17 protein-coding genes and 1 pseudogene are annotated in these 23,791 nt (G+C 68.9%); 9 read left to right on the top strand and 9 right to left on the bottom strand.

All coding sequences use genetic code 11. The features are described 5' to 3' along the window. Nucleotides 1-48 precede the first annotated feature (48 nt). Both BLQ75_RS04460 and BLQ75_RS04455 read right to left on the bottom strand, forming a co-directional pair. Nucleotides 49-1,551, bottom strand: a complete 1,503-nt coding sequence (locus BLQ75_RS04460; protein WP_092598095.1) for an FGGY-family carbohydrate kinase — start codon at nucleotides 1,549-1,551, stop codon at nucleotides 49-51. Between the two features lie 309 nt (nucleotides 1,552-1,860). Next, nucleotides 1,861-3,273 carry an L-fucose/L-arabinose isomerase family protein gene (locus BLQ75_RS04455; RefSeq protein WP_092598092.1) on the bottom strand — a complete coding sequence of 471 codons (1,413 nt, stop codon included), beginning with the start codon at nucleotides 3,271-3,273 and terminating at the stop codon, nucleotides 1,861-1,863. A 161-nt stretch (nucleotides 3,274-3,434) separates the two neighbouring features. On the opposite strand from BLQ75_RS04455, the pseudogene BLQ75_RS23745 reads away from it, so the two are divergent. Then, a pseudogene (locus tag BLQ75_RS23745) lies at nucleotides 3,435-3,741 on the top strand (LacI family DNA-binding transcriptional regulator); the annotation flags it as partial. A 216-nt stretch (nucleotides 3,742-3,957) separates the two neighbouring features. Here the strand turns inward: BLQ75_RS23745 and BLQ75_RS04445 are convergent. The 4 genes from BLQ75_RS04445 to BLQ75_RS04430 form a co-directional block, all read right to left on the bottom strand. Further along, complete coding sequence (locus BLQ75_RS04445) at nucleotides 3,958-6,549, bottom strand: glycoside hydrolase family 172 protein (protein WP_092598089.1); 2,592 nt, start codon at nucleotides 6,547-6,549, stop codon at nucleotides 3,958-3,960. Nucleotides 6,550-7,090: 541 nt separating this feature from the next. Further along, nucleotides 7,091-8,098 (bottom strand): substrate-binding domain-containing protein, encoded by a 1,008-nt coding sequence (locus BLQ75_RS04440; RefSeq protein ID WP_092598086.1) that lies wholly within the window; start codon nucleotides 8,096-8,098, stop codon nucleotides 7,091-7,093. Nucleotides 8,099-8,115: 17 nt separating this feature from the next. After that, entirely contained in the window at nucleotides 8,116-9,207 is a 1,092-nt protein-coding gene (locus tag BLQ75_RS04435) for an ABC transporter permease (protein ID WP_092598083.1), read from the bottom strand. Beyond that, nucleotides 9,204-10,775 carry a sugar ABC transporter ATP-binding protein gene (locus BLQ75_RS04430; RefSeq protein ID WP_092598458.1) on the bottom strand — a complete coding sequence of 524 codons (1,572 nt, stop codon included), beginning with the start codon at nucleotides 10,773-10,775 and terminating at the stop codon, nucleotides 9,204-9,206. The genes BLQ75_RS04435 and BLQ75_RS04430 overlap by 4 nt, the downstream gene beginning before the upstream one ends. 258 nt (nucleotides 10,776-11,033) lie before the next feature. Here BLQ75_RS04430 and BLQ75_RS04425 point away from each other — a divergent pair, with 258 nt between their 5' ends. Beyond that, entirely contained in the window at nucleotides 11,034-12,038 is a 1,005-nt protein-coding gene (locus BLQ75_RS04425) for a DUF6542 domain-containing protein (protein ID WP_092598080.1), read from the top strand. A 129-nt stretch (nucleotides 12,039-12,167) separates the two neighbouring features. On the opposite strand, the gene BLQ75_RS04420 is transcribed toward BLQ75_RS04425, so the two are convergent. Beyond that, nucleotides 12,168-13,202, bottom strand: a complete 1,035-nt coding sequence (locus BLQ75_RS04420; RefSeq protein WP_092598077.1) for a 4-hydroxy-3-methylbut-2-enyl diphosphate reductase — start codon at nucleotides 13,200-13,202, stop codon at nucleotides 12,168-12,170. Nucleotides 13,203-13,404: 202 nt separating this feature from the next. Here BLQ75_RS04420 and BLQ75_RS04415 point away from each other — a divergent pair, with 202 nt between their 5' ends. The 6 genes from BLQ75_RS04415 (at nucleotide 13,405) to adhE (ending at nucleotide 20,136) form a co-directional block, all read left to right on the top strand. Further along, complete coding sequence (locus BLQ75_RS04415) at nucleotides 13,405-13,944, top strand: lipid droplet-associated protein (protein ID WP_092598074.1); 540 nt, start codon at nucleotides 13,405-13,407, stop codon at nucleotides 13,942-13,944. Nucleotides 13,945-14,111: 167 nt separating this feature from the next. Then, entirely contained in the window at nucleotides 14,112-15,335 is a 1,224-nt protein-coding gene (gene xseA, locus BLQ75_RS04405; RefSeq protein WP_092598069.1) for an exodeoxyribonuclease VII large subunit, read from the top strand. Between the two features lie 115 nt (nucleotides 15,336-15,450). Further along, nucleotides 15,451-15,882: a hypothetical protein gene (locus tag BLQ75_RS04400; protein ID WP_092598456.1), complete on the top strand. Its 432-nt coding sequence runs from the start codon at nucleotides 15,451-15,453 to the stop codon at nucleotides 15,880-15,882. Continuing rightward, entirely contained in the window at nucleotides 15,879-16,199 is a 321-nt protein-coding gene (locus BLQ75_RS04395) for an exodeoxyribonuclease VII small subunit (RefSeq protein WP_244515227.1), read from the top strand. Before BLQ75_RS04400 ends, BLQ75_RS04395 begins: the two co-directional genes overlap by 4 nt. A gap of 710 nt (nucleotides 16,200-16,909) precedes the next feature. Next, nucleotides 16,910-17,407: a hypothetical protein gene (locus BLQ75_RS22955; RefSeq protein WP_139182904.1), complete on the top strand. Its 498-nt coding sequence runs from the start codon at nucleotides 16,910-16,912 to the stop codon at nucleotides 17,405-17,407. Nucleotides 17,408-17,475: 68 nt separating this feature from the next. Continuing rightward, nucleotides 17,476-20,136 carry a bifunctional acetaldehyde-CoA/alcohol dehydrogenase gene (gene adhE / locus BLQ75_RS04390; RefSeq protein WP_092598066.1) on the top strand — a complete coding sequence of 887 codons (2,661 nt, stop codon included), beginning with the start codon at nucleotides 17,476-17,478 and terminating at the stop codon, nucleotides 20,134-20,136. A gap of 362 nt (nucleotides 20,137-20,498) precedes the next feature. Here the strand turns inward: adhE and BLQ75_RS04385 are convergent, their stop codons facing one another. Then, complete coding sequence (locus BLQ75_RS04385) at nucleotides 20,499-21,119, bottom strand: DUF4245 domain-containing protein (protein ID WP_092598063.1); 621 nt, start codon at nucleotides 21,117-21,119, stop codon at nucleotides 20,499-20,501. A 240-nt stretch (nucleotides 21,120-21,359) separates the two neighbouring features. Here BLQ75_RS04385 and glpX point away from each other — a divergent pair, with 240 nt between their 5' ends. Continuing rightward, nucleotides 21,360-22,421 carry a class II fructose-bisphosphatase gene (gene glpX, locus BLQ75_RS04380; RefSeq protein WP_092598450.1) on the top strand — a complete coding sequence of 354 codons (1,062 nt, stop codon included), beginning with the start codon at nucleotides 21,360-21,362 and terminating at the stop codon, nucleotides 22,419-22,421. A gap of 330 nt (nucleotides 22,422-22,751) precedes the next feature. On the opposite strand, the gene BLQ75_RS04375 is transcribed toward glpX, so the two are convergent. Then, a complete protein-coding gene (locus tag BLQ75_RS04375; protein ID WP_092598447.1) occupies nucleotides 22,752-23,756 on the bottom strand; it encodes an NAD(P)/FAD-dependent oxidoreductase in 1,005 nt (334 codons plus the stop codon). Nucleotides 23,757-23,791 lie beyond the last annotated feature (35 nt).

Raw genomic sequence — 23,791 nt, 5'->3', positions numbered from 1 at the left:
GGTGTGAGCCTTCCGCTCCCCGGAACCCCACCGACGGCGTTCCGGGGCTCAGCGCGACCAGCCGGTGGCGAGACGCTGCTGCCGTGCCAGGAAGTGCGCGGTGTCGGCGGTGCTCTCGTAGAGCCGCCGGTAGTGCCGGTAGAACTCGTCGTAGCGCTCGGTGTTGGTCGGGTCCGGCTCGACCCGATCGACCACCGGGTTCCACTCGTTCGGAGCCACGGCGGTACCGGTGGCCAGCCCCGCCAGCAGCGCGTCGCCGTAGCAGGCACCGACCGTTTCGGCGGGGAGCAACTGCGGGCGACCGGTCACGTCGGAGACGATCCGGGTCCACAGCCCACCCGTGGTGCCACCGCCCACCGCCACGATCCGCTCCTCGGTGGACTCGGCACCGCTCATCTCCGCCAGGTTGTGTCGCACCCCGTAGGCGATCCCCTCCAGGGCGGCGCGATAGATCTCGGCCCGCCCGTGCTCGGTGGTCAGCCCGAACAGCATGCCGCGCGCGTCCGGGTCGAACACGGGCGTGCGCTCCCCGGCGAAGTAGGGCAACAGCAGCAGCCCCCGGCTGCCCGCGGGGACCTCGGAGGCGGCGGCGACCAGCTCGGAGAACTCCCCGCCGAACAGGCCGCGCAGCCAGTCGGTCACCGCGCCGGAGGTGGCCATCCCGGCGGCCTGGGTGTAAGTGTCCGGGTGGACGCCGCGCGTGCCCCACAGCGCGGGATGAGGCCGGAGCTGCTCCACGACCCGCACGAAGAACATGGTGGTGCCGTACATCAGCATCACGTCGCCCGGATCGCGGACGCCGACGCTGCACGCCTCGGCCCAGGCATCCACGGTCCCCACCGTGACCGGCAGCCCCTCGGGAAGTCCGGTCTCGACGGCCGCCTCGGCGTGGACCCGCCCCGCCGTCTCGGTCGGCCAGGCCAGCTCGGGCAGTTCGAGCCCGGGCGCGACCGCGCGGGACCACTCCGGCGCCCAGCGCTGCCCGTAGGGGTCGTAGATCGGGTCGCACTGGCTGGCCGAGTGGTGGTCCAGCACGTAACGACCGGTGAGCCGGTGCACCAGGTAGGAACCGCACATCAGCAGCTTCGCGGTGCGCCGGTAGGTCTCGGGCTCGTGGTTGGCCAACCAGCGGATCTTGGGCCCCACCGCCTGGCTGCTCAACGCCGAGCCGCTGTGCCGCAGAATCCTCTCGGCACCGAGCTCGGCCTCCAGCTCGGCGATCTCGGCGGTGGCCCTGGTGTCCACTCCGTACAGGATCGCGGGGCGGAGCGGCTCCCCCGTCTCGTCGGCGGGCAGCAGCACCGGGCCGATACCGCTGACCCCGAGTCCGGCGAGCCGGCGTCCCGCCGCGGCGGGCAGCAACTCGGCGACCAGCTCGCGGAAGTCGCGCCACCACACCGCCACCGCGTCGTGCTCCACCCTGCCCGGCAGCGGGTAGCTCGTGCGGTGGGCGCGGTCGGCCCTGGCGATGATCTCGCCGGTGGTGGTGGTCAGCACCCCCTTGGAACTGGACGTGCCGATGTCGATCCCCAGCAGTACCTCTTCGGACATCGCTCCCACTTCCCGCAGCCGTCGCGAAACCACGGCAGACCCTAAGCTGTCCGGGTTCCCGTCCGTGTTCGACCTCGATTTCTCGCGAAATCGCCGCGCCCTCGACGTCGCGGTATCGAAGTTCCACCACCCCCGCGCCCCGGACTCCACCACTCCTGCGGTCGGCACCGCCGCGGAGTCTCCCGTCCGCTCCCGAGAGGACGGTCGAAGCCTTGTCGGTACCCACTCGAGGTCCCAGGAGGCACCCGCTCACGAGGCAGGCGAGAGATCCCGCCACTTCATCCAGCTACGTGAACCGAGCGGGAGAACTCACCGGCTCCACTCCTCCAGCTCCACACCGAGCAGTTCGGCCACCGCGCGCAGCTCGGCGCGGTGGTCACCCGGCACCGCGTGGATGTGGTTGGCGCCGAAGCGGGACAGGAACGTATCGGGGGAGACGTCCAGCCGGGCGAAGGCGTGCGGCCACTCCGGGGTGGAGCACCGGACGAGCTCCTCGGTGGTGGTGTCGTCGAAGTCGAGGAACTCACCGAGCACCAGTTGCATGCGGTAGTGACCGTCCCGACGCGTCAGCCTGGCCAGTGTCATCTCGCCGGGGGCGGCGATGTGCCGCACCGAAGCACCGCCCGCCGGGAAGAAGAACACCTCGGGGCACAGCCGCACGCGGGAGAGGTTCACGGCGGGATCGTCGCTGCGCGCGGCGAACCAGGTGGCGTGCTGCCCGGAGTTGCACAGGTCCCACACGTCGCGGTCGGGGTGGTAGTGACGCACGTCGGCGAACAGCGCCGGAGTCCCCGCGACGTCGGAGAGCAGTTTCATGGTCAGCGCGCCGTCCATGTCGGCCTCGGTGGCGCAGACGTGGGGCCGCTTCGGCCCGTTCCAGTCGTATGGGTCGTTGAGCAGCGCCTCGGTGATGTCCATGGTCGCGAAGTTCTCGGTCAGCTCCGGTTGCGCCTTGATCCCGGAGAAGTCCAGCCCCCGCTCGGCGATGACCTCGCGCACCGCCAGGTAGGAGGCGATCTGGCGTTCCAGCAGTTCCGGGGTGAGCTTGTCGCCGTCGTAGCGCACCTCGGCCGCGTACTGCTCGAACCACTCCCGCGCCTCGCGCACCTCGCCGGTGTCGGCGCGTTCGGCGCGCAGCACCAGTTCGTACTGGTCGATCTCCTCCACGTCGATGCCGAACGAGCGCTGCCACTGGTCGGTGTTGGCCACGGCCGTGTTCATGCCCATGGGGCGGCCGCCGAAGCGGCCGAAGGTGCACCCGCGCAGTCCCGAGGCGGCAGCGGCGGCGGTGGCCCGTGCGCCGATGTCGGCCAGCAGCTCGGGGTCGTCGGGGGCGCCCCAGGTCCGGGTGTGCCCGCGTCCGATCTGGTCGAGGGCGCCGCCCGCCGCCAGCATGCCCACCAGGCCGGGCTCGGTCGGATCGGTGCTGGCGGCCAGCACGAGCGGAGTGTCCAGCGCGTCCGCGGCGAGCATGGTGAAGTGCGGGAAGGCCCAGACGGCGTAGTAGAGCACGGTGGCGTCCACACCGGACGCGGCGAGTCGTCGCGCCTGCGCGGTGGCCGAGGTGTTGGATGCCACCGGTTCGCCGCCCTCGACGACCTCGTGACCCGCTCCGCGCAGCGATTCCACGAGAAGATTCTGCTTTTTCCGGATGAAATCCGAATTGCGTTCGTGCACGTGTTCCCGGCCGTCCGAAATACCGAGCACACCGATACGAGCCACGGAAACCCCCGAACTCCGGCCGCCCCGCAGGAAATCGCTGCGGCGCACTGTCGCCTGTCGAACGTGTCGAAACAATCGGGTAATCGTTTTCCGAAAAGTTATTCTCGTGCCTGACTGGTGTCAATGCGGCTCGCGGGTGAGAAGGGGCGACTTCGGCCGGAATCAACGAGCTGGCCGATCGGGCGGGTGTGTCCACGGCGACGGTGTCGAGAGCGCTGAACGGCAAGGGCACGGTGGACTCGGAGCTGGTGGCGCGTGTGGTGGCCGCCGCGGCGGAACTCGACTACCGGCCGAACGGCCCCGGCCCGCGACCTGCGAAGACAGGAAACCACGGTGCCGGCGCCGATCATCTCCGATGTGGAGAACCCGTTCTTCACCGCGATCTCGCGCGGTGTGGAGGACGTGGCCCACGCCGCAGGGTACTCGATGGTGCTGTGCAACTCCGACGACGCCCCTGAGCCAAGCCGCTGGACCCGCCGCTGTCGGTGGTGGCCCAGCCCGTCCACGACACGGGGACGGTGGGAACGCAACTGCTGCTGGGGAGCATCGGCGGCGAACGGCTCGAAGCGACCACCACCCTGTCCGCCCACCTGGTCGAACGCGGCAGCAGCTCCCCACGACCGCGTCAGGAAGCCCCCGGCGGGGAAGCCCCGGAGGCGGAACCACCCGTGGGCGCCACGGACGCTACCTCCCGCCCGTGTAGGAGAACGCCGTGTACCGCACCGCCGACCAGGGCGGCGCCCCCTCCACCGGCGACAGCCGCACCCGAAGCGAACTCCTCCCTCGCGTGAACTCGGCCGGGATGTCGAAACCGTCCTCCAGCCAGCGGTGGCTGCGGTTGCCCAGCGGCTGCGACCAGATGCCGACTTCTCGACCGTTGACCCGCACGCGCACCGCCTGATGGCTCGCCGCCTGGTCGGAGAGCCTGCGCAGCCGCACCCCGGAGTTGTTCGGATCGACGCTCACCCGGAACCCGATCTCGCCGGTGGTGGAAGTGGTGGTGTGCCGGTACGGCCCGGCGTCCCGCCCTCCCTCGAAGGTGGCGGTCAGCTCCCGCCGGGATTCACCGACCGCGTGGTAGTCGTGGGCCGCCCTGCTGAACGGCTCGCCGAGGTCGACCCGGTCGGTGCTCCGCATCCGTGGCAACGGACTGCCGTACCAGTAGGCCGTGGAGCTGTAGTGGGCGGGTTCGTTGTTGGCCGGGCCGTGCTCGATACCGGCGACCAGCTCGCTGTCGAACGGAACGGCGTCCGACAGGAGCAGCCGGTAGGCGCCGGTGCAGTCGTAGCGGCAGCCGTCCCCCGCGTACTCGTAGGCCGGGTTGCCCGCCAACGGCATGGCGAAGGTCGTGCCGCCCCGGAAGTACCAGCCCGACTCGTAGAAGTCCTCCGTTCCGGTTCCGTACCAGGCGGGGCTGGCTGAACCGTCCACGTAGAACCGCTCGTCGCCCTCCAGGTAGTTGCGCTGGTTGGCCCGGGGCGATGCCAGCGAACGCGGCTGTTCCGCCGAGCGCGGGACGCCGGGAGGGATCCTGCCCCGCATGGTGTGCGTCACGCCGTAGAACGTCCCACTCCCCGAGGTGGACAGGAACTTCCAGTCCTCACCGGGTTCGGTGAGCCCTTGACGGTGCGTGGCGTGGAAGTAGTCCGAACCGCTCCCCGGCCCGACCCCGTCGGACGGCACGGCGGAGACCTCCAGCACCGCCCGGCGGACGGGCACCGATCCCTCGTTGACCAGTTCCACCTCGGCACGCTCCCCGAAGGGCATGGGCCACCACGAGGTGTACCAGCCGTCCCCGGCGTCGATCGAGCTCAGCAGCCTGCGCACGTCGTACTCGCCGAGCCCGGAACCGAAGAACTCCCCGACGGGGGCGTCGACGGTGGTACGGCCGTCGAACGTGATCCGCAACCGCGTGTCGCGCAGCACCGAGTCGGACCTCTCCACCGTGCCGCGCTCGTGCGGCAGGTCTGCCACCAGCTTGCGGCGCTCGAACACCTGGTCGTCGATGCGGTAGTCGTGCGCCGACTCCTCACCGGGGTGAGCCGGGCCGAGGTCGAGCACGTCGGTGCGGACCCAGTCGCCGTCCACTCTGCTGTGGACCTCGTAGCGGAACTCGTTGACGTCCACCTCGGCGGCCAGGAACTCGTTGGTGACGCGAACCCGGCTCCTGCCCCGCGTGAGCGAGGCGGGAACCCTGATCCGCTCGCGCCCCCACTCGCCCGGTCTGGCCGCACCGCTGCGCCAGGTCCCGACGGCCTCGCCGTCCACCAGTAGCCGAGCCACCTGACCGCCCACGTTCGCGTCGTAGCGGCGGGTTATCCGGACCCCCTCGTTGTCCGGTGCGATGCGGGCATCGAACGAGCTGGAACCGCCCGCCCCGAAAGCGCGCCCGTCGTCGATGACCCTCGGAGCGGCCGTGACCCCGGGGAGTTTGAGCCGCAGTTCACCGATCATCGCCGGTCCCTGGATCGGCTCCAGTGCGGCGGACTCGCCGGGGCGCAACGAGAAGCGGGAACGTCGTTGCGCGACGGTGGGCGCGTCCGGTTTGGGGTCGGCCACGCCGAACCGGCGCAGCCGCCGGACCACGTCCCGGGCCGGGTCGTGCGGGTCGAAGGTGGTGACCCCGTCCGCGTCGGCAAACGAGCGGTAGCTGACGTGGTAGAAGTACGGATTCTCGTCCACCGTGATCCGCATGGACTCCCGGTAGGGCATGGGCACCTTGATCACCACCCCACCCGAGGTGTCGCGCGCGTCGCCGACCAGGGGCCAGACGAACGGTGCCCCGAGTTCGCCGGCGACGACGTCGGCCAGCGGGGCGTCGAGCACGGTCCGACCGTCCAGTTCGACGCGGATGTCACCGGTGGCGGTGACATCGCCCCAGGGGTCGCGGGTGAACCAGACGGAGGTCACCTCACCGGCTCCGGTGTCTTCGGCGACGACGCAGCCGCCCGGCGTGGTGCGCAGGCACGAGTAGGTCCCGTTGAAACCGTCGTCGTTGCTCCCGCTCCTGGCGAAGCTGGAGAACTGCCGACTGTTCCCACCGCGCCGGGAAGCACCCAGCTCATCCAGTTCCCGGTAGGTTTCCCAGCCCACCGTGCGTTCCCCGCCGCCGGTGCCGGTGCCACCCGGTTCGGCACTGGCCGGCTCACGGGAGCCGTCGGCCGTGGTCGTGGCGAGGACGGTACCGAGGACCAGCACGAACACCGCGAGAGCACGACGAGCCTGTCCGCCCGCGGCGGATCCGGTGGGTCTCGCGGTGCCCGCTGTCCTCGCCATCGTGCTCGCCTCCCGGGTAGGAACGTGCGACCACGACGCGCGCGGGCGCACCGGGGTCGATCCGCTTCCCGGGGATTTTCGTACTAGGATCGCCGGTTTCGCACCGATATCCACGTCGTTCGTCCGGGGGAATCAGCCGGTCGGAGAGGCAGTGACCAGAAGCGGTTTCGGCTTCCCCGTCGCCCGGAGGAGCACCTCCACCGGTGGCGGTGCCCGGTAGCGATTCGCCGGGGCGGGATGCCCACCCAGAGGTGGTGTCCGACGCCGGTCCTCGGCGATGAGCGCCGAAACGCCCGGGCACGCCACCGGCACCACCGTGATTCTCCCGGGTCGTCCCGGCCTCACCAGCCAAGATCCTGTCTGCCCTGGCCAGAACCACCCACCGCACTCACCGGTTCTCCCGTGGTGCTCCCGCGCGCGAGACCCGACGTGGCGTGAGCGCCTGCCCGATTCCGGGCCTGGTCGCTCACGAGGCCGCGGGAAGCACCGCCAACCGGGCGCGACGGAGAACCGAACCGACAACGCCCCGCTCGACGACGAGTCACCGCGAGTTCAGCCTCCGGTAGACCTTCGCGGCGTTCTCCGGGGTGACGAGCCGAGTGGGCAGGGTCTGCTTGGCGGGGACCGGTTCGCAGTCGATCAACATCTTCTTGGCGGCGGTGATCGCCTCCTCGCCACCGGTGGGGTAGACGAAGGTCGCCGAGAGCCTCCCCCGCTGTACGGCCTTGATGCCGCCCGAGGGGATCGGCAGTCCGTCGATGCCCACGAACTCCGTCCCGGAGGCCCGGCCCGCCGACCGGGCGGCCAGATGAGCCCCCTCGGCCATGGGGTCGTTGTGCCCGTAGACCGCGTCGACGCGGGGATGCGCCTTGAGTATCGCGTCCATCTTGGACTGTGCCTCGGCACGCAGCCACTGTCCGTCCGCCGAGGCGATGATCTCGATCCCCGAGCCGCGGATACCGGCACGGAACCCCTTGCCCCGTTCGGCGGCGGGCGTGGACCCCGACAGGCCGCGCAGTTCGACGACCTTCCCGCCGTCCGGGAGCAGCCGATCGGCGAAATGCTCGCCCGCCTTACGGCCGATCTTCTCGTTGTCGGCGCCGATGAACGTGCTGTAGGAATCACCGTTGATCTCACGGTCCAGCACGACCACCGGGATACCGCTGTTGTAGGCCCTGCTGACCACGCCGGTCAGCGGGGCAGCCTCGTTCGGGCTGACGATCAGCAGGTCCACCTGTTTGGTGATCAGCGTCCGGATCTGACTGACCTGTCTGGAGTTGTCCTGCGCGGCGTCGAGGAACTGCACCTCGTCGAACTGCTCGACCTCGGCGGCCGCGCGCCGGATGTCGGTGTTCATCCGCACCCGGTAGGGCTCGGCCACGTTGGCCTGGCTGACGCCGATGGTGTAGTCCTCGGTGGGTCCCTCGCAGATTTCCTCGGGGTCCGGCCCACCCGCCGAGCCCGCGTTGATGCTCGTGGTTCCGCAGCCGGTGCCCAGCAGCGCGACGGCACAAACCGCCGCCAACGTCGATCTCGCCTGGAATCGCATCCGGTCTTCCCCTCCCGCTACCGGTTCGGCCGCAGCCGTTGCAGCGCGGCGGCCGCGACGATCACGAGCCCCTTGATGATCAGCTGCAGGTCGGTGTCCACGGTGTTGAGCGCGAGAATGTTGTTGAGCACCCCCAGCAGCAGCGCACCGGCGATCGTGCCCACCATGGACCCGCGGCCGCCCGCGAGGCTTGTCCCACCGACGACCACGGCGGCGATACCGTCCAGTTCGTAGGAGATCCCGGCGTTGGGGCTGCCGGTGTTGAGCTGGCCGGCGTGCACGATGCCCGCCAGCGCCGCGCACAGCCCGCACACACCGAACGCCACGACCTTGACCCTGTTGACCGGGACGCCCGATAACCTGGCGGCCTTCTCGTTCCCCCCGACGGCGTAGAGGTGCCGGGAGAAGGCGCTTCCCCGCAGGAACGCCACCGCCACCACGGCCAGCACCGCGAACATCAGCGCGGGCACGGGGACGATCCCGTTGAAGGTCCGCTCCCCCAGCAGCGAGAACGCCAGCGGAGCCTCGCCCGGCCCGGAGCCGTAGATGATCGGCACGGTCTCGCCGCCGGACCACAGCCGAGCCAGCCCCCTGGCCATCTGCAACCCGGCGAGCGTGACTATGAAGGCCTGCACCCGCAGCAGGGCCACCGCCAGTCCCTGCAGCAGGCCGAACACCAGCCCCGCGAGCAGCACCACCGCGATCGCGGCGAGCACCCCGTAGTCGTCGGCGGTCAGCAGCACGGCCGAGCCCACCGCGGCCAACCCGAGCAGTGAGCCCACCGACAGGTCTATCCCGCCGATGAGGATCACGAAGGTCAACCCGATCGCGATGATCCCTATCTCGGAGATCGCCCGCACCAGGTTGAACAGGTTCTCGCTGGTGAGAAAGATGATCTCACCGTGGTCCCCGCGCGGGGAGAACACCACCGAGGCCAGGAAGACGAGGACGAGCCCGAAGAAGCTCTGGAACCGCAGCAGGGTGTCCAGGCCGCCGAACCGCTCACCGCTTCGACCGGTGCCCGCCGGGGGCGCGGAACCGGCGGGAGGGGAGCCCGTGGGGGCGCTTCCGTCCCCGGCCGGGTCGTCGTCGGTGGTGCGCGAGCTCATCTCCCACCTCCGACGGAAGTGGTCGGCGAGTCCCGCTGGTCGGGGTCACTTCCCATCGCGGCCGTCAGCAGTTCGGCCTGGGTGGTCCGCGAAGCGTCGAACTCGGCCACGGACGCACCGCCCCGCAGAACCACGATCCTGGAGCACACGCCGACGAGCTCGGCCAGTTCCGAGGAGGCCAGCAGCACCCCGATGCCCTGTTCGGCCACCTCGTCCAACAGCCGGTAGAGCTCGGCCTTGGCGGCTATGTCCACCCCCCTGGTCGGATCGTCCAGCAACAGCAGCCGGGGCTCGGTGAGCAGCATCCGCCCGAAGACGACCTTCTGCTGGTTGCCACCGGACAAGGTGCCCACCGGATCGGCGATCGAGCCCAGTTTGATGCCGAGGCGTCGGGAGCTCCGCCGGGCCACCGAGCGCTCCCTCCGCCGGGAGACCAGCCCGAGCGGGCCGAGCCGGGGCAGCACGGACAGCACCGTGTTGGCGGTCACGGAGTGCTCCGGGGTCAGTCCGCTGCCCCTCCGGTCCTCCGGAACGAACGCGACCCCCGCGCGAAGCGCCTCCCCGGGGCTTCGCGGGCAGTACGCACGACCGTTCAACCGCACCTGTCCGTACCACCGGGCGCTCGGCCCGCTGCCGAACAGCGCTTCGAGCAGCTCGGTGCGCCCCGAGCCCAGCAGGCCGCACAGCCCCACCACCTCTCCCCCGCGCACGGACAGATCGATCCCGGCGGGCTCCCGTCTGCCGTCGTCACATCCCCCCGATCGCAGCCCCAGACCGGAGACCGAGAGCAGTTCCTCACCAGGGGGCCGGTGCCGCCGCGCGCTCGTCGTATCGACCTCCTCGCCGACCATGGCGGCGGCCGCCTGTTCGGCGGTGACGCTGCGGGCGTCGAACTCGGCGGCCACACCGCCGTTGCGCAGCACGGTGGCGCGGTCGGCCACCTCGCCGATCTCGTCCATCCGGTGCGATATGTAGACGACTCCGGTCCCGGCGCCGCGCAGTTCGGAGATCACGGAGAACAGCCTGTCGACCTCGGTCCCGGACAGCGCCGAGGTCGGCTCGTCCATGATCAGCACCCTGGCCCGCAGCGCGAGGGCGCGGGCCACGGTCACGAGCTGCTGCTCCCCGATGCGGAGCAGCCCCACCTGACGGCGCGGATCGAGGTCCACCCCGATGTGTCGGAGCAGCTCGCGGGTCCGGGCGTTCATCCGGCGCCGGTCCACAGTGCCGCGCGCGGTGCGTGGTTCGCGTCCGAGGTGGAGGTTCTCGGCTACCGACAGGGCCGGGACCAGATCCAGCTCCTGCTGGATCATGGCGATCCCGGCACGCTGGGCGTCCAGCGGTTTGCGGAACGCGACCGGTTCCCCGCGGACGCGGATCTCACCCGAGTGGTCGGTGACGTCGCCGGACAGCACCCGCATGAGGGTCGATTTGCCCGCGCCGTTCTCCCCCAGCAGCGCGTGCACCTCACCGGCCCGCACGGTCAGGTTCACGTCCGAACAGGCCAACACGCCACCGAACCGTTTCGTGATCCCCCGTAGCTCCACCAGCGGTGGCGCGGCGTCCATGACGTCCCCCCTCATGTGGATCGCGAGGAGGCAAACGATCGCTCTACCCCGCACGCTCCCCCGTATTGTGTCAAGCATCACACGATGTGACCGGGTTCCGCGCGCTTCACCCGTCGCTCTCACACGAATCGGTGGTGATAACGGACAGGTCACGGCGTTGCTCCCGCCGACGGCGGAGGACGCTTCACTCCGAACGACGTGGGCCCGGTAACAGTGGACGTGTCGTTCCGACCGCACTAGACCGTTACGGTGACAACCGTGACCGCGACATCCGAGCGCAGCATCCACAGCTCCGGAAGCCGTTCCGGACACCTGTCCCAACGGTCGGCTTTCGGGACCACCCGCGGCATCCCGTGGTGGGGGGCCTTCCTGCTTCCACTGGTGGTGGCCACCGTGTGTGCCGTGATCGACATCCTGGTCTGGTCGGGACCCGGTGTCGTGTTCACGTCGGGCTACCTCGTGAGCACCCTGCTCGCGGTCATGCTGGTCCGGCGCGGCAGCCTGTTCGGACCGATGGTGCAGCCGCCGCTGATCGTGGCGATAGTCGTTCCCTGCCTCGTGCTGGCCATGGGGATCGGTTTCGACGCGGGGGACAACCAACGGCAGATCATGCTTTCCCTGGCCACGCCACTGATCAACAGTTTTCCGGCCATGGCCTCGGCCACCGCGCTGGTGCTGGCGGGGGGACTGCTGCGGGCGTTCGTGCTGCAGCCCCTCAAACGGCGCGGGGAGGCGGCGGAAGCGGCAACTCCCCAGGAGGAACGCAGCGAGCGCGAGACCGGCGGTTCGATACGCGCCTCCGACTCCTCCCCCCGCCGGGGAAGCCGGCCCGCCACGGACTCCACGGCGGACGACCGTCCGGACCGGCCGCGGCAACGACGCCCCGGAGGGCGCACCGGACACTCGGAAAGCTCGTCGGAACCGCCCGCGCGGCGCGGGGCAGCGGCCGAGCGTGGCTCCGGACCGAGAACACGGTCCGAAGTCTCTCGGGAACGCCCCGGCAGCGCCGAGGAGCGGGGCCGCGGCGGGCGCTCCAGTAGCTCCTCGGACGCTCGGGACGAGCGGTCGCCGGGTCGCGGTTCCGCCGGGGAGAGCCCGGCGGAGCGCCCCTCCCCGAGCCAGGGCAGGAGTCCGGGTCCGCCGGGACGGGGGAACGCGAAACGCTCACCTCGGCAGGGCGAGTCCCCGGACAGGTCCGGGCAGCGGCGCGGGCGCACCGAGCCTCCGGGCCGTCCGCGCCGCCCCCGCCGCGACGAGAGCTGAAGCGGTCGTTCCCGCACCTGCCACTCGCCCGTCGGCGACAGCTCGGAGCTCCCGCCCGGCCACCGCGACTCCACCCGACGGTCCAGCCGCTTCCACGACGGCACGCGGGGATCGCTCACCGGTAGGGCCTCAGCGCACGCCCTGCGGGCTGTCGGGATTCTCGTCGAGGTCCTTGCGCAGCTCCCTCGGCAGCGCGAACGAGACCTTCTCGTTGGCGGTGGTGACCTCCTCGACGTCACCCCACCCGCGCTCGCTCAGGTAGTCCAGTACCTGGAAGACCAGCACGTCGGGCACCGAGGCGCCACTGGTGACGCCGACGGTCTCGACGCCCTCCAGCCAGGACTCGTCGATGTCACTGGCGTAGTCGATCAGGTGGGAGGAGGTCGCTCCCGCCTGCAGCGCCACCTCGACCAGCCGCTTGGAGTTCGATGAGTTCCGCGAACCGACCACCAGCACGAGGTCGCACTCCTCGGCCATCGCCTTGACCGCGACCTGGCGGTTCGAGGTGGCGTAGCAGATGTCGTCGCTCGGCGGGGCCTGCATCTCGGGGTACTTCTCCTGCAGCTGGTTCACCCGCTCCATGGTCTCGTCCACGCTCAGCGTGGTCTGGGACAGCCAGACCACCCTCGACGGGTCGCGCACCTCGACCTTGTCGACATCCTCCGGCTTGTCCACCAGCTGAACGTTCTCCGGGGCCTCGCCCGAGGTCCCCTCGACCTCCTCGTGGCCCTCGTGGCCGATCAGCAGGATGTCGTAGTCCTGCCTGGCGAACCGGTTGACCTCCTTGTGGACCTTCGTCACCAGCGGACAGGTGGCGTCTATGGTGCGCAGGTTGCGCCGCGCGGCGGCCTCGCGCACGGCGGGGGAGACACCGTGCGCGGAGAACACCAGCAGCGCCCCCTCGGGGACCTCCTCGGTGTCCTCGACGAACACGACGCCCCGCTCGCGCAGGTTCCGCACCACGTGCTGGTTGTGCACGATCTCCTTACGCACGTAGACAGGTGCGCCGTACTTGTCCAGCACGCGTTCCACGGTGTCCACGGCACGATCGACGCCCGCGCAGTAACCACGCGGTTTGGCCAGCAGAACCCGTTTGTTCGAGGAGTTGGAGTCGGCGGCTGTCGTACGCTGTCCGGACTCGGAAGCCTGCGGAGAGGTGCTCATACCGCACAGGGTACGGATACCGCGCGGAACGGTCAGTAACCAGCACCGCTGACGACAATCAGCCGATCCGGGCAACCCGGTGATCCGAACACCGCGACCGCCGCGCGGGGGTGCACCCGAACGGGCGCGCTCCGGCACCGGTGTCCGCCGCCACCGCCGGACGTGGTGACGGCGGGTACATCGGTGGGGCAAGCTTGACGGTATGCGATCGTTCCCCTTGCCGATTCGGGTTGCGGCGGGCCTGGCGGGTACGGCGGTCGAGCAGACCCGCAGGCTGCCCGACCACCTGATCGGCCTCCCTGTCACGGTTACCAGTCAGGCGCTGCAGCTGAGCATGCGAGTGCAACAACACATCACGGAACTGGCGATCAAGGGCGACGACCTGCTCGCCGGTTTCCAGCAGCCCGAGCAGCACCCCGAGTGGGCGAGATTCGACGAGGACGAGCAGGCCGGCGCCACCGCCGGGGAACGGACGAACCGCGGCGGAGGGGATCACTTCGTGGCTCACCCACCCGCCAGGCGGGAGTGGTCGGGCGAGGAGGCCCCCGAGGACGTCTCGGACCTGCTCCCCGGCTACGAGGAGATGACGCTGCCGCAGCTGCGGGGGAAGTTGCGGAGGCTCTCCGAGTCCGATCTGGTACGGCTGCTGGAGCACGAACGCGCCCACGCGCGACGCCCGGACTTCCTGCAGATGCTGTTCAATCGGCTCAACAACGTGCGCGCCGCCGAACGGGACGAGTGAGCGTTCACGAACGGGCCCCCGAGGTCACGGCGGCTCCGCCCGCCGTGACCCCCGAATCACCCCGCCCCCGGAGCGGCACCCGTCCCAGGACGCTCACCCGAGCGGCCCAGCCCGGACGGGTGAGAACACCGTTCTCCGCGGGCCGACCGCATTGAGGAGAGATTCCGCTGAGCCCCGCCACCAGCGCCGAGGATCCCTGGCCGGTACGCACCGTCTCCCGCAAGATAGCGGAGTGGATCAACCGGTTGGGCACCATCTGGGTCGAGGGACAACTCACCCAGATCTCGGCCCGCCCCAAGGCCAACACCGCGTTCCTGACGCTGCGCGACCCCTCCGCCGACGTGTCGCTGACGCTGACCTGCCCGACCACGCTGCTGCGGAGCATGGACCCGCCGCTGACCGACGGCAGTCGGGTGGTGGTGCACGGCAGGCCGTCGTTCTACGTGGGCAGGGGGACCCTGAGCCTGCGGGTTGACGAGATCCGCTCGGTGGGCGTCGGTGAACTGCTGGCGCGCATCGAGCGGCTGCGCAAGCTGCTGGCGGCGGAAGGACTGTTCGATCCGGCCCTGAAGCGCTCCCCACCGCTGCTTCCGGGGCGGGTCGGGCTGATCACCGGGCGCGGCTCGGCCGCCGAGCACGACGTGATCAGCAACGCCAGGCTGCGCTGGCCCGCCGTGGACTTCGAGGTGCGCAACGTGGCCGTGCAGGGCTCCACCGCGGTCCCCCAGATCCTGGAGGCGCTCTCCGAGCTGGACCGGGACCCCGAGGTGGAGGTGATCGTCCTGGCCCGGGGCGGTGGCAGCGTGGAGGACCTGCTGCCGTTCTCGGACGAGACGCTCTGCCGCGCGGTGGCCGCGTGCACCACCCCCGTGGTGAGCGCGATAGGCCACGAGCCGGACTCACCACTGCTGGACCACGTCGCGGATGTGCGCAGCTCCACACCGACCGGTGCGGGCAAGCGGGTGGTGCCGGACGTCTCCGAGGAGATCCGGCGGATCGAACAGCTCACCGACCGCGCGCGGCGGGCGCTTCGCGGTTGGGTGGAACGGGAGCAGGGTCTGCTGAACTCGCTGCGCAGCAGGCCCTCGCTGGCGGACCCGGTCGGCCCGCTGCGGCGTCGCGCCGAAGAGGTGGAGGCGTTGCGGCAGCGCTCCCGGCGCGCGGTGCTGACCGTGCTCACCGGAGAGCGGCAGGAGCTCGCCGCCACGAGGTCTCGCTTGACGGCGCTGGGTCCGGCAGCCACGCTTGCTCGCGGCTACGCGATCGTGCAACGCGCCGACGCCACGGATTCGTCCGTCCTGCGCTCGGCGGAGCAGGTTCGTCCCGGAACGCCCCTGCGGATCCGTCTGGAGGACGGCTCCGTTCACGCCGTCGTGACCGAGGACGAATAGCTCGCGAGCCGAATCCGGCGGTCCCCGTGCCGGGACGACACGTGTGCGGTCGGCCGTGCGGCGCGGCCGGCTACGACGGCGTTTCCCGGCAGTTGAAGCGCACATGGAGGCTGTGGTGCTGAATCACGGGCGAGAACCCACGTTCCTCCCGCTCACCATCGCCGTGACCACCTCGGCGGCCACGGCTCCCGGAACCCGCGCCGTGGGCGACGCCCGCGTGGTCCGGAGTCGGGCGGAGGAAGCGGACACGGTGGCGACGGGGTGCTGGGCGGCGTTGCTCGGCGGCTGCAACCCTCCGGAACGACGCGCGTTGCCGACGCAGCTGAGCGCGCTGGCCGAGGCGACCTCGCGCTATGTGGGCGACCGGTGGTGGTCCGAGCGAGGAGTCGGATACCGGCGTAGGGTCGCCTCGGCGCAACTGCGCATCAACGACGCGGTGCGCGAGGGCGACGGGGAGGAGTTCGCCGAGGCCTTCGTCGGTTACGACCAGGCCATCGCCGCCGCCGTGGTGTCGGTACAGCAGAACTTGGAAAGAGCCAGTCAGTGACCAGCAGTGAACCGGAACGGCCCGAGGAACGTGCGGGCGCGGCCCCCGACGAGCACGGAATCGATCCCGAGACCGACCACCCGGACGTCGCCGGGTTCGGGTACGAGCGGGCCCGCGACGAGCTGGCCGAAGTGGTGAAGCGGCTGGAAGCGGGCGGGCTCTCGTTGGAGGACTCCCTGGCGCTGTGGGAACGCGGCGAGGCGCTGGTCGCCGTGTGCGAACGGCATCTGGCGGGCGCCCGCCAACGGGTGGACCGGGCCCTGGCCAGCGTCGAGCAGCGGGAGGAACCGGAGTCCCCGGACGGAACGGGGCAGTGAGATCCACCGATCTCGGCCGGACTCCTTTCTCGTGATCGGCGTCAGAGGACGGCGCTGGCGAGTACGGGACAGCGCGGTGGTGAACGGTGTGTCCGGTGTATCGGGTGGCCGGGCCGCGGAGTCACGTCGGCCTGCCGAAGCAGCGTTCGGCGACATCGCGATGCTCGTGGTACTCGACGTCCGAGATCCGGGGCGTCCGTCGTGAGGTTTCCGTACCCCGCGTTCCGGTCGGATCGTTCGGGGGGATGTGGCGGGTGCGGCGCGTTCGCGGTGCTTGTCTGACGCCGAAGACTGATACACCTCGTCGGTGAACAGCGGCTCGAAGACCGCCGTGATCAGTACCGCCGCTGCCTGCCCGTAAGGCGGTGTGAGCAATCGTGGACTGACCCTGACCTGGGGAGAGCACGACCACGTAGCGGAAATTTCTCCTGATCGACAGCCGCTCGGATCTTCGCTCGTCGCTCCCCCTCGCGATCACCCGAGAAGTCGCTGTCACCGCTGTTTCTTCGATACCGGTTCTTCGATACCGGATCGCCGTGCCTGCTCCTTCGTCCGGACTTCCGGCGGCATCCTGGTGCGCGCGCACGGCACTGGAATCCTTGCTCAGTACCCGACCTCGCTGACGGGCCGGCTTCCACGCCCATGCGGTTTCGCCGGGCCGCGCTACGAAGCGCCGGTACCTTACCGCCACAGGACCACGTCGATCAGCGGTGGATGACTACACCTCCAGTCGTCTCGCCCCTACGGCCACGGCAACGAAGGCTCGCCATGACAACGCACCATCGATCACCTCACCACATCGACCACCATCACCGAACACTTCTCACAAGATCCGCGGAACGTGCCTGATCGGCACCGGAGAGAACGGGACGAAAATCCCCACCGAATCCTGCTCCGTTCGCAACGGTGATTCCCGCTGTTTTCACACGAATCTCATCCTCACCACGGCAGGCACCGAACCAGTCGAATCATCATCGGCGCGGCATCAGCGTCAGCGCCGTGTCAGCGCCGTGTCAGCGCGCCTTCCTACGCTGACAGTGATTCTCAGCAGCATCGACTCCGAGAATTACAAACGTTTCCGCAGTACAACGAAAAACTCCACCACCACCGAGTTCCGAAGGAGTAAAAACAATGCCGACCCAACACGGTTGAACACCCCGAGAAAAATTGAACGAGCAAGACCGGTAGCCGCGAAAAAACACCAGTGACCGATGCCGCGGCACAATCATCGCAAAGTATTCAACAACACTCCCACACCACTCCGAAAGCATCAGAAATGAAGACACAAACAGTCGAAAAGTTCAACTCGGTAATCGACCGGAGCTCCACGGGAACCGAACCGGAAAAAGTAGTGGATGAGCTGGTTTCAAAAGCGATGGAGGCGCAATCAGAATTCGCGCGTTACGAGCAGGAAGAAGTAGACCACATCGTAAAGAAGGCTTCTCTCGGAGCACTGCGTAGGCACACGGAGTTGGCACGGTTGGCGGTTTCGGAGACCGGCCGCGGTATCGCCGAGGACAAAGCCATAAAGAACATGTACGCCTGTGAACATGTCACCCACCGCATGGCCGGGTTGAAGACGGCGGGCGTCATTCGGCGTGACGAGATGGATGGCGTGGTGGAGATCGCGGACCCTGTCGGTGTAATCGCCGCTGTCACACCGGTGACGAATCCGACTTCCACTGTGATCTTCAAGTCGCTCATCGCGTTGAAAACACGCAATCCGATCGTGTTCGCCTTCAACAGACGAGCGCAGGAGTGCTGCACGGAAGCCGCGCGGTCGGTACGCGATGCCGCCGTCGCCGCGGGAGCCCCGGAGAACTGCATCTCGTGGATCGAGACACCGTCGCGTGCCGCGACGACGCACCTGATGCGCCACGACGGAATCGCGATCAATCTTACCACCGGAAGCCACGGGCTCGTCCGGGCGGCGTACTCTTCGGGAAAGCCCGCACTGGGAGTAGGGGCGGCGAATGTCCCGGTATATGTGAACGCCGGCGCGGACCTGGCGCGCGCGACGCACGACCTCGTCCTGTCGAAAAGCTTCGACAACGGTTTGATTTGCTCTTCCGAACAAACGCTCATCCTTGACGAGGAGATCGCCGATTCGGCGTTGGAGGAACTTCGCAAGCTGCACGCGTATGTCGCGACCCCGTCGGAAAAACTCCTGCTCGAACGGTACCTGTTCAGCGGAGGCGACCAAAATGGATCGTGTACGGCACGGGGAACCTTCAACGCGGAGGCGGCGGGGCAGTCGGCCCGGCACATCGCGAAACGAGCGGGTTTCGAGGTGCCAGCCGACACTTCGGTCATCCTCGCTGAGGTGTCCGAGACCGGCCCGTCCGAGCCCCTGGCTCAAGAGAAGTTGTGCCCGGTGCTCAGCGTGATCCGCGTCTCCGACAGTGAGCACGGGCTTCGACGCGCCGAGCAGATCCTCGCCAACGGCGGCAACGGTCACACAGCCGTGATCCACACCGATGACTCGCACCTGGCCGAACGATTCGGCCATCGGGTCAAGGCCGCCCGCATCGTATGGAACTCGCCCAGCTCCCACGGTGGTATCGGCGACATCTACAACGCCTTTCTCCCCTCCCTGACACTCGGCGCGGGAGCGTCCGGCGGTAATTCAGTATCAGGAAACGTTCATGCGATCCACCTGGTGGACATCAAGCGCATCGGACGCCGAAACACCAACATGCAGTGGTTCAAGGTTCCACCCAAAATCTATTTCGAACCCTACAGCATCCGATACCTTTCGGAAATGGCCGGGCTGAAGAGAGTAGCGATCATAACCGGTCCGAATGTGCGACGAGCGGGACATGTCAAACGCGTTCGCGACGCCTTGGCGAAGCGCTCGGAACCGGTCGACATCGACATCATCGACGACATCGAACCCAATCCGAGCATCGACACCGTCCGGAGGCACGCACAGCGCATGCGCACCTTCGAACCCGACACCATAATAGCCTTGGGCGGTGGCTCACCGATCGACGCCGCCAAGGTGATCTGGCTGCTCTACGAACATCCCGACGTCGATTTCGGCGATATGCGCGAAAAATTCTTCGACATCCGCAAACGTGTCTTCAGGTTTCCTGAACCGGGAAAACGCGCCAAACTCGTATGCGTGCCCACCACGGCGGGAACCGGCGCCGAAGTTTCGCCGTTTTCGGTGATCACTGACCCCGAAACCGGCCGCAAATACCCGCTCACCGACTACGCGCTGACCCCCAGCGTCGCGATTTGCGACCCGACCTTCACCACCGATCTGCCTCCGTCTGTAACCGCGGACACCGGCTTCGATGCCCTCACCCACGCCATCGAGGCGTACGTGTCGGTCTACGCGAACGACTTCACCGACGGACTGTGCCTCAAAGCGATACGACTCATCTTCGACCACCTGGAACGCGCCGTCACCAACGGAGCTCACGACCCGGCCGCACGCGAAGCCATGCACAACGCGGGCACCATCGCGGGAATGTCCTTCGGAAACGCGTTCCTCGGGGTCGTGCACGCCATGGCGCACACACTCGGGGCGACGTTCCACATCGCCCACGGACGCACCAATGCCGTCCTCCTCCCCCACGTGATCCGCTACAACGGCACCACCCCGGGAAAGTTCACCGGCTGGCCCAAGTACGACCGCTACACGGCACCGGAACGGTTCCAAGAGATCGCCCGATTCCTCGGTCTGCCCGCGAACACCCCCGACGTCGCCGTCGAACAACTCGCCCTCGCCGTCGAGGACCTCCGCGACCGCTCCGGTATCGAACCCTCTTTCCAGGCCATGGGGATCAGTCCAACCGAATTCCTGAACGCACTGCCACAACAGGCGATCAACGCCTACAACGACCAGTGTGCTCCCGCCAATCCAAGACTTCCCATGTTCACCGAAATCGAGAACCTGATGCGTACCGCCTACTACGGAAAACAAGCATGATCACACCCCGAACTCCGTACACGTCGAACGGGACGCCGCCGTCGTACACCTGTTCATCATCACGACTCCCCCGAGACTTGCCGCGCGAGGCAACGGTGGGTTGTGACAGCCGACAGGCCAGCGGTCTCCTGCTCGAAACGGACGAAGCGGAGGTGTTCGAAGAGAGGTAACCACTCCCGGAACCGGGCATAATGTGATTCTCTCGCGCGTCAGATCTCGGGATCCTCGTTCGTTACCTCAGAAAGCTCCGGGACGAATTCTGACGCGCGGGAGCCACATCCCCCCGTGTCCCTTCGGACACGCCCCCACACCCGGGGTCTGCCCAAGAGAACTCGCCGTGCCGTCCGATGGCGAGACCGACATCACGGTCCCGGCCGCACGACGGAGGCGCGGGACACGGCGCGGGCCATCGTGCGGAACTCGCGCTCGTCCCCGTTTCCGGTGATCAGCAGCCGCACACCATCGCGTTCGCTCACCCACGCCCGTTCCGATCGGATGCTGCGGTAGACCACCCACTTGTGGCCCGCCGCCTCGACGGTGCCCAGCGCCCTGGGGCGCTGTTCGGTCTCGAAGGACACCAACTCGGCCTCGGAGGCCGGTGACTGCGACAGCCGCAGGTAGTGGGTACGGCCGGTCAACCAACCGACCTGTACGACCTCGTGGTCCGGCGCGACCCGTCGCACGTCGGTCGAGTTCGCCCGCCACCCCTCGGGCAGGCGAGGACGCAGCACCGGGAAGTCCACCCGGCGGGCGGCCGAGTCGAGTTCCCGGCCGACTTCCACCGTAGGAGCGGTTTCGGGGTCCACCGAGGGCCCCAGCGGACTGAACGAGCAGCGCCCCATGAGCCCGGCCACTCCCAGTACCACGAGGATCAGCGGCAGCAGCGCGAACAGCATGGCCCGGGGGCCCCGGGGTGCGCCCGCCGGAGTGCTGGATCGATTGTCCTCCGAACCCTGGTTGCGCCGTTCAGCCACGCCTCGCATGCTCTCACCTACCCGGTCGCGCGCGCCGAAGAGCCCACGGGGGCGAGCGGCCGCGTGGCCTGCGCCACTTCACCGGAACGACCGTGGGCCGGATCTGCGAGGATTCGCCCAACCACACGATCACGGGCGGTGGACGATCCGCCCCGCCGGGGAGCCGGTGGGGACCCCGGCCGACCGAGGACGAGCAAGGCAGCGGACATCAACCGAGGCAGCGAGTTCAACTCGCCAGCGGGAGGCGCCATGAACACTTCCAGCACCGATTCGCACGAGGCCACTCGCCGTCCCGAAGCCCCCGACCGCAACCTGGCGATGGATCTGGTGCGGGTCACCGAGGCCGCCGCCATGTCGGCGGGCCGCTGGGTGGGGCGAGGTGACAAGAACTCCGGTGACGGGGCGGCCGTGGAGGCCATGCGCAAGCTGATCAGCACCGTGGCGATGCGGGGAGTCGTCGTGATCGGCGAGGGCGAGAAGGACGAGGCCCCGATGCTGTTCAACGGCGAGGAGGTGGGCAACCACCACGGGCCCGAGTGCGACGTGGCCGTCGACCCGATCGACGGGACCACCCTGCTGAGCAAGGGGATGCCGAACGCGCTCGCGGTGCTGGCCGTCGCCGAGCGCAACGCGATGTTCGACCCCTCCGCCGTGTTCTACATGGAGAAGCTGGCCGTGGGCCCCGAGGCCGCGGACGTGGTCGACATCAGCGCCCCCGTCGCCGAGAACATCCGACGGGTGGCCAAGGCCAAGCAGATCGAGGTCTCCGACGTCACCGTGTGCGTTCTGGACCGGTCACGGCACGACCAGCTGGTCTCCGAGGTGCGCGAGGCGGGTGCCAGGATCCAGTTCATCTCGGACGGCGACGTGGCGGGCGCGATCGCCGCCGCACGTCCCGACAGCGGGGTGGACATGCTCATGGGCATCGGCGGCACCCCCGAGGGCATCATCACCGCGTGCGCGTTGAAGTGCATGGAGGGCGAGCTGCAGGCCCGCCTCTGGCCGAAGGACGACACCGAGCGGGAGCAGGTGCGCGCCGCCGGGCACGACACGGAGCGGATTCTGACCACATCGGACCTGGTGCGCGGTGACAACGTGTTCTTCTGCGCCACCGGCATCACCGACGGGGCGCTGCTGCGCGGGGTGCACTACCGGGCGCAGCGCTGCACCACCCAGTCGTTGATGATGCGTTCCAAGTCGGGCACGGTTCGGCTGATCGAGGGCTCGCACAAGCTGAGCAAGCTAAACGAGTACTCCGAACTCGACTTCAAGCACGGCGAGCCCACCGCCCGCTACGGCCTCCTACCCTGAGGGCACGGCCGAGCCCGAGGGGCCGGCGCGGGTGCCGGGTAACCGGCACACGAGGCAGTGTGGTGACGCTTTGACGAGCAGTGCGGCGGCGATTTCTCGCGAAATCGCCGCGCCGCTGTGACGCGGAGCCGAACTCCGACCACCCTGGCGGGTCGAGCTCCGGCCACCCTCACGACAGGCACCGCCGCGGGTTCTCCGGCGAGTGCCTCGCGAGGAAGGCCCGACGTTGTGTAGTACCTACCCGATGTCGGGCCTCCCCGGAGCGAGGCGCCGCCGGAGGTTCCGCCACCCGCACCGCCACGAGGAACGAGCCGTGCCACGCTTTCGCATTCAGTCGGCGTTGGTGGAGTGTCCGGGGAAGAGCCGCGCCGACGGGTCGAGCTCCACCGCGATGTTGTTCACGGCCGTGGCCGCCTCCCCGAACCCGGTGGCGATGAGTTTGACCTTGCCCGGGTAGGAGGCCACGTCCCCGGCCGCGTAGATCCGCTCGCGATTGGTCCGCATCGTGGTGTCAACTTTGATGGAACGCTTGTCCAGGTCGAGCCCCCATTCCTCGATCGGCCCCAGCGCAGCGGTGAACCCCAGCGCCGCGACCACGGTCTGGGCGCTCAGCACCTGGGTGTCGCCTTCGGACAGTTCGAGTTCGACCTCCCGGACGCGGTGCTCGTCACCTCTGATCTCGGCCACCTCGGCGCTGGTGATCAGCGGCACTCCGAGCCGTTCCGCCTCATGGACGAGTCCGGCCTGCGCGCGGAACCTGGCCCTGCGGTGCACCAGCGTGACGCTGTTGGCGACGGGATGCAGCGCCAGCGCCCAGTCGAACGCCGAGTCCCCACCGCCCACAACGACGACGTCGCGACCGTGGTGCTCGGCGATCTCGGGAACGAAGTGGACCACACCCCGGTCCAGCCAACCGTCTCCGGCGGGTAAGGGCCTGGGGGTGAACTCGCCGATACCGGCCGTGATCAGCATCGCCCCGGCGCGGACGGTGGCGCCGTCCCCTGTTCCCACCAGCAGCCCCTCCGAACCGACGGAGAGTTCGGTGGCGTAGCGGCCCAGCAGGTAGGTGGGTTCGTAGCGGTCCGCCTGCTCGACCAGTCCGCTGATCAGATCCCGCCCTCGGATCTCGGGGAACCCAGCCACGTCGAAGATCCGCTTCTCCGGGTACATGGCAGTCACCTGTCCGCCCGGTTCGGGCAGCGAGTCCACCAGCGCGGCCGACAGCCCGCGGAACCCGGCGTAGTAGGCGGCGTAGAGTCCGGTCGGTCCCGCCCCGACGATCAGCACGTCGACCTCGGCGGAGACCGTATCCCGCGATAGCGTGTCGCGACCCATGTCCACCTCGCGCGGCGACGGCAGCACCCGGTTCC

The organism is Actinopolyspora xinjiangensis (assembly GCF_900104475.1).
GTDB classification, from domain to species: Bacteria; Actinomycetota; Actinomycetes; order Mycobacteriales; family Pseudonocardiaceae; genus Actinopolyspora; species Actinopolyspora xinjiangensis.
This window is presented reverse-complemented; position numbering and strand designations above follow the sequence as displayed.

Bases quoted from the DNA above. Each gene is read 5' to 3' on its own strand.
- BLQ75_RS04385 (WP_092598063.1), bottom strand. From the start codon at position 21,119: ATGCGAGGCGTGGCTGAACGGCGCAACCAGGGTTCGGAGGACAATCGA.
- BLQ75_RS04435 (WP_092598083.1), bottom strand. From the start codon at position 9,207: ATGAGCTCGCGCACCACCGACGACGACCCGGCCGGGGACGGAAGCGCC.
- BLQ75_RS04440 (WP_092598086.1), bottom strand. From the start codon at position 8,098: ATGCGATTCCAGGCGAGATCGACGTTGGCGGCGGTTTGTGCCGTCGCG.
- BLQ75_RS04420 (WP_092598077.1), bottom strand. From the start codon at position 13,202: ATGAGCACCTCTCCGCAGGCTTCCGAGTCCGGACAGCGTACGACAGCC.
- BLQ75_RS04430 (WP_092598458.1), bottom strand. From the start codon at position 10,775: ATGGACGCCGCGCCACCGCTGGTGGAGCTACGGGGGATCACGAAACGG.
- glpX (WP_092598450.1), top strand. From the start codon at position 21,360: ATGAACACTTCCAGCACCGATTCGCACGAGGCCACTCGCCGTCCCGAA.
- BLQ75_RS04445 (WP_092598089.1), bottom strand. From the start codon at position 6,549: ATGGCGAGGACAGCGGGCACCGCGAGACCCACCGGATCCGCCGCGGGC.
- BLQ75_RS04415 (WP_092598074.1), top strand. From the start codon at position 13,405: ATGCGATCGTTCCCCTTGCCGATTCGGGTTGCGGCGGGCCTGGCGGGT.
- BLQ75_RS04460 (WP_092598095.1), bottom strand. From the start codon at position 1,551: ATGTCCGAAGAGGTACTGCTGGGGATCGACATCGGCACGTCCAGTTCC.
- BLQ75_RS04375 (WP_092598447.1), bottom strand. From the start codon at position 23,756: ATGGGTCGCGACACGCTATCGCGGGATACGGTCTCCGCCGAGGTCGAC.
- adhE (WP_092598066.1), top strand. From the start codon at position 17,476: ATGAAGACACAAACAGTCGAAAAGTTCAACTCGGTAATCGACCGGAGC.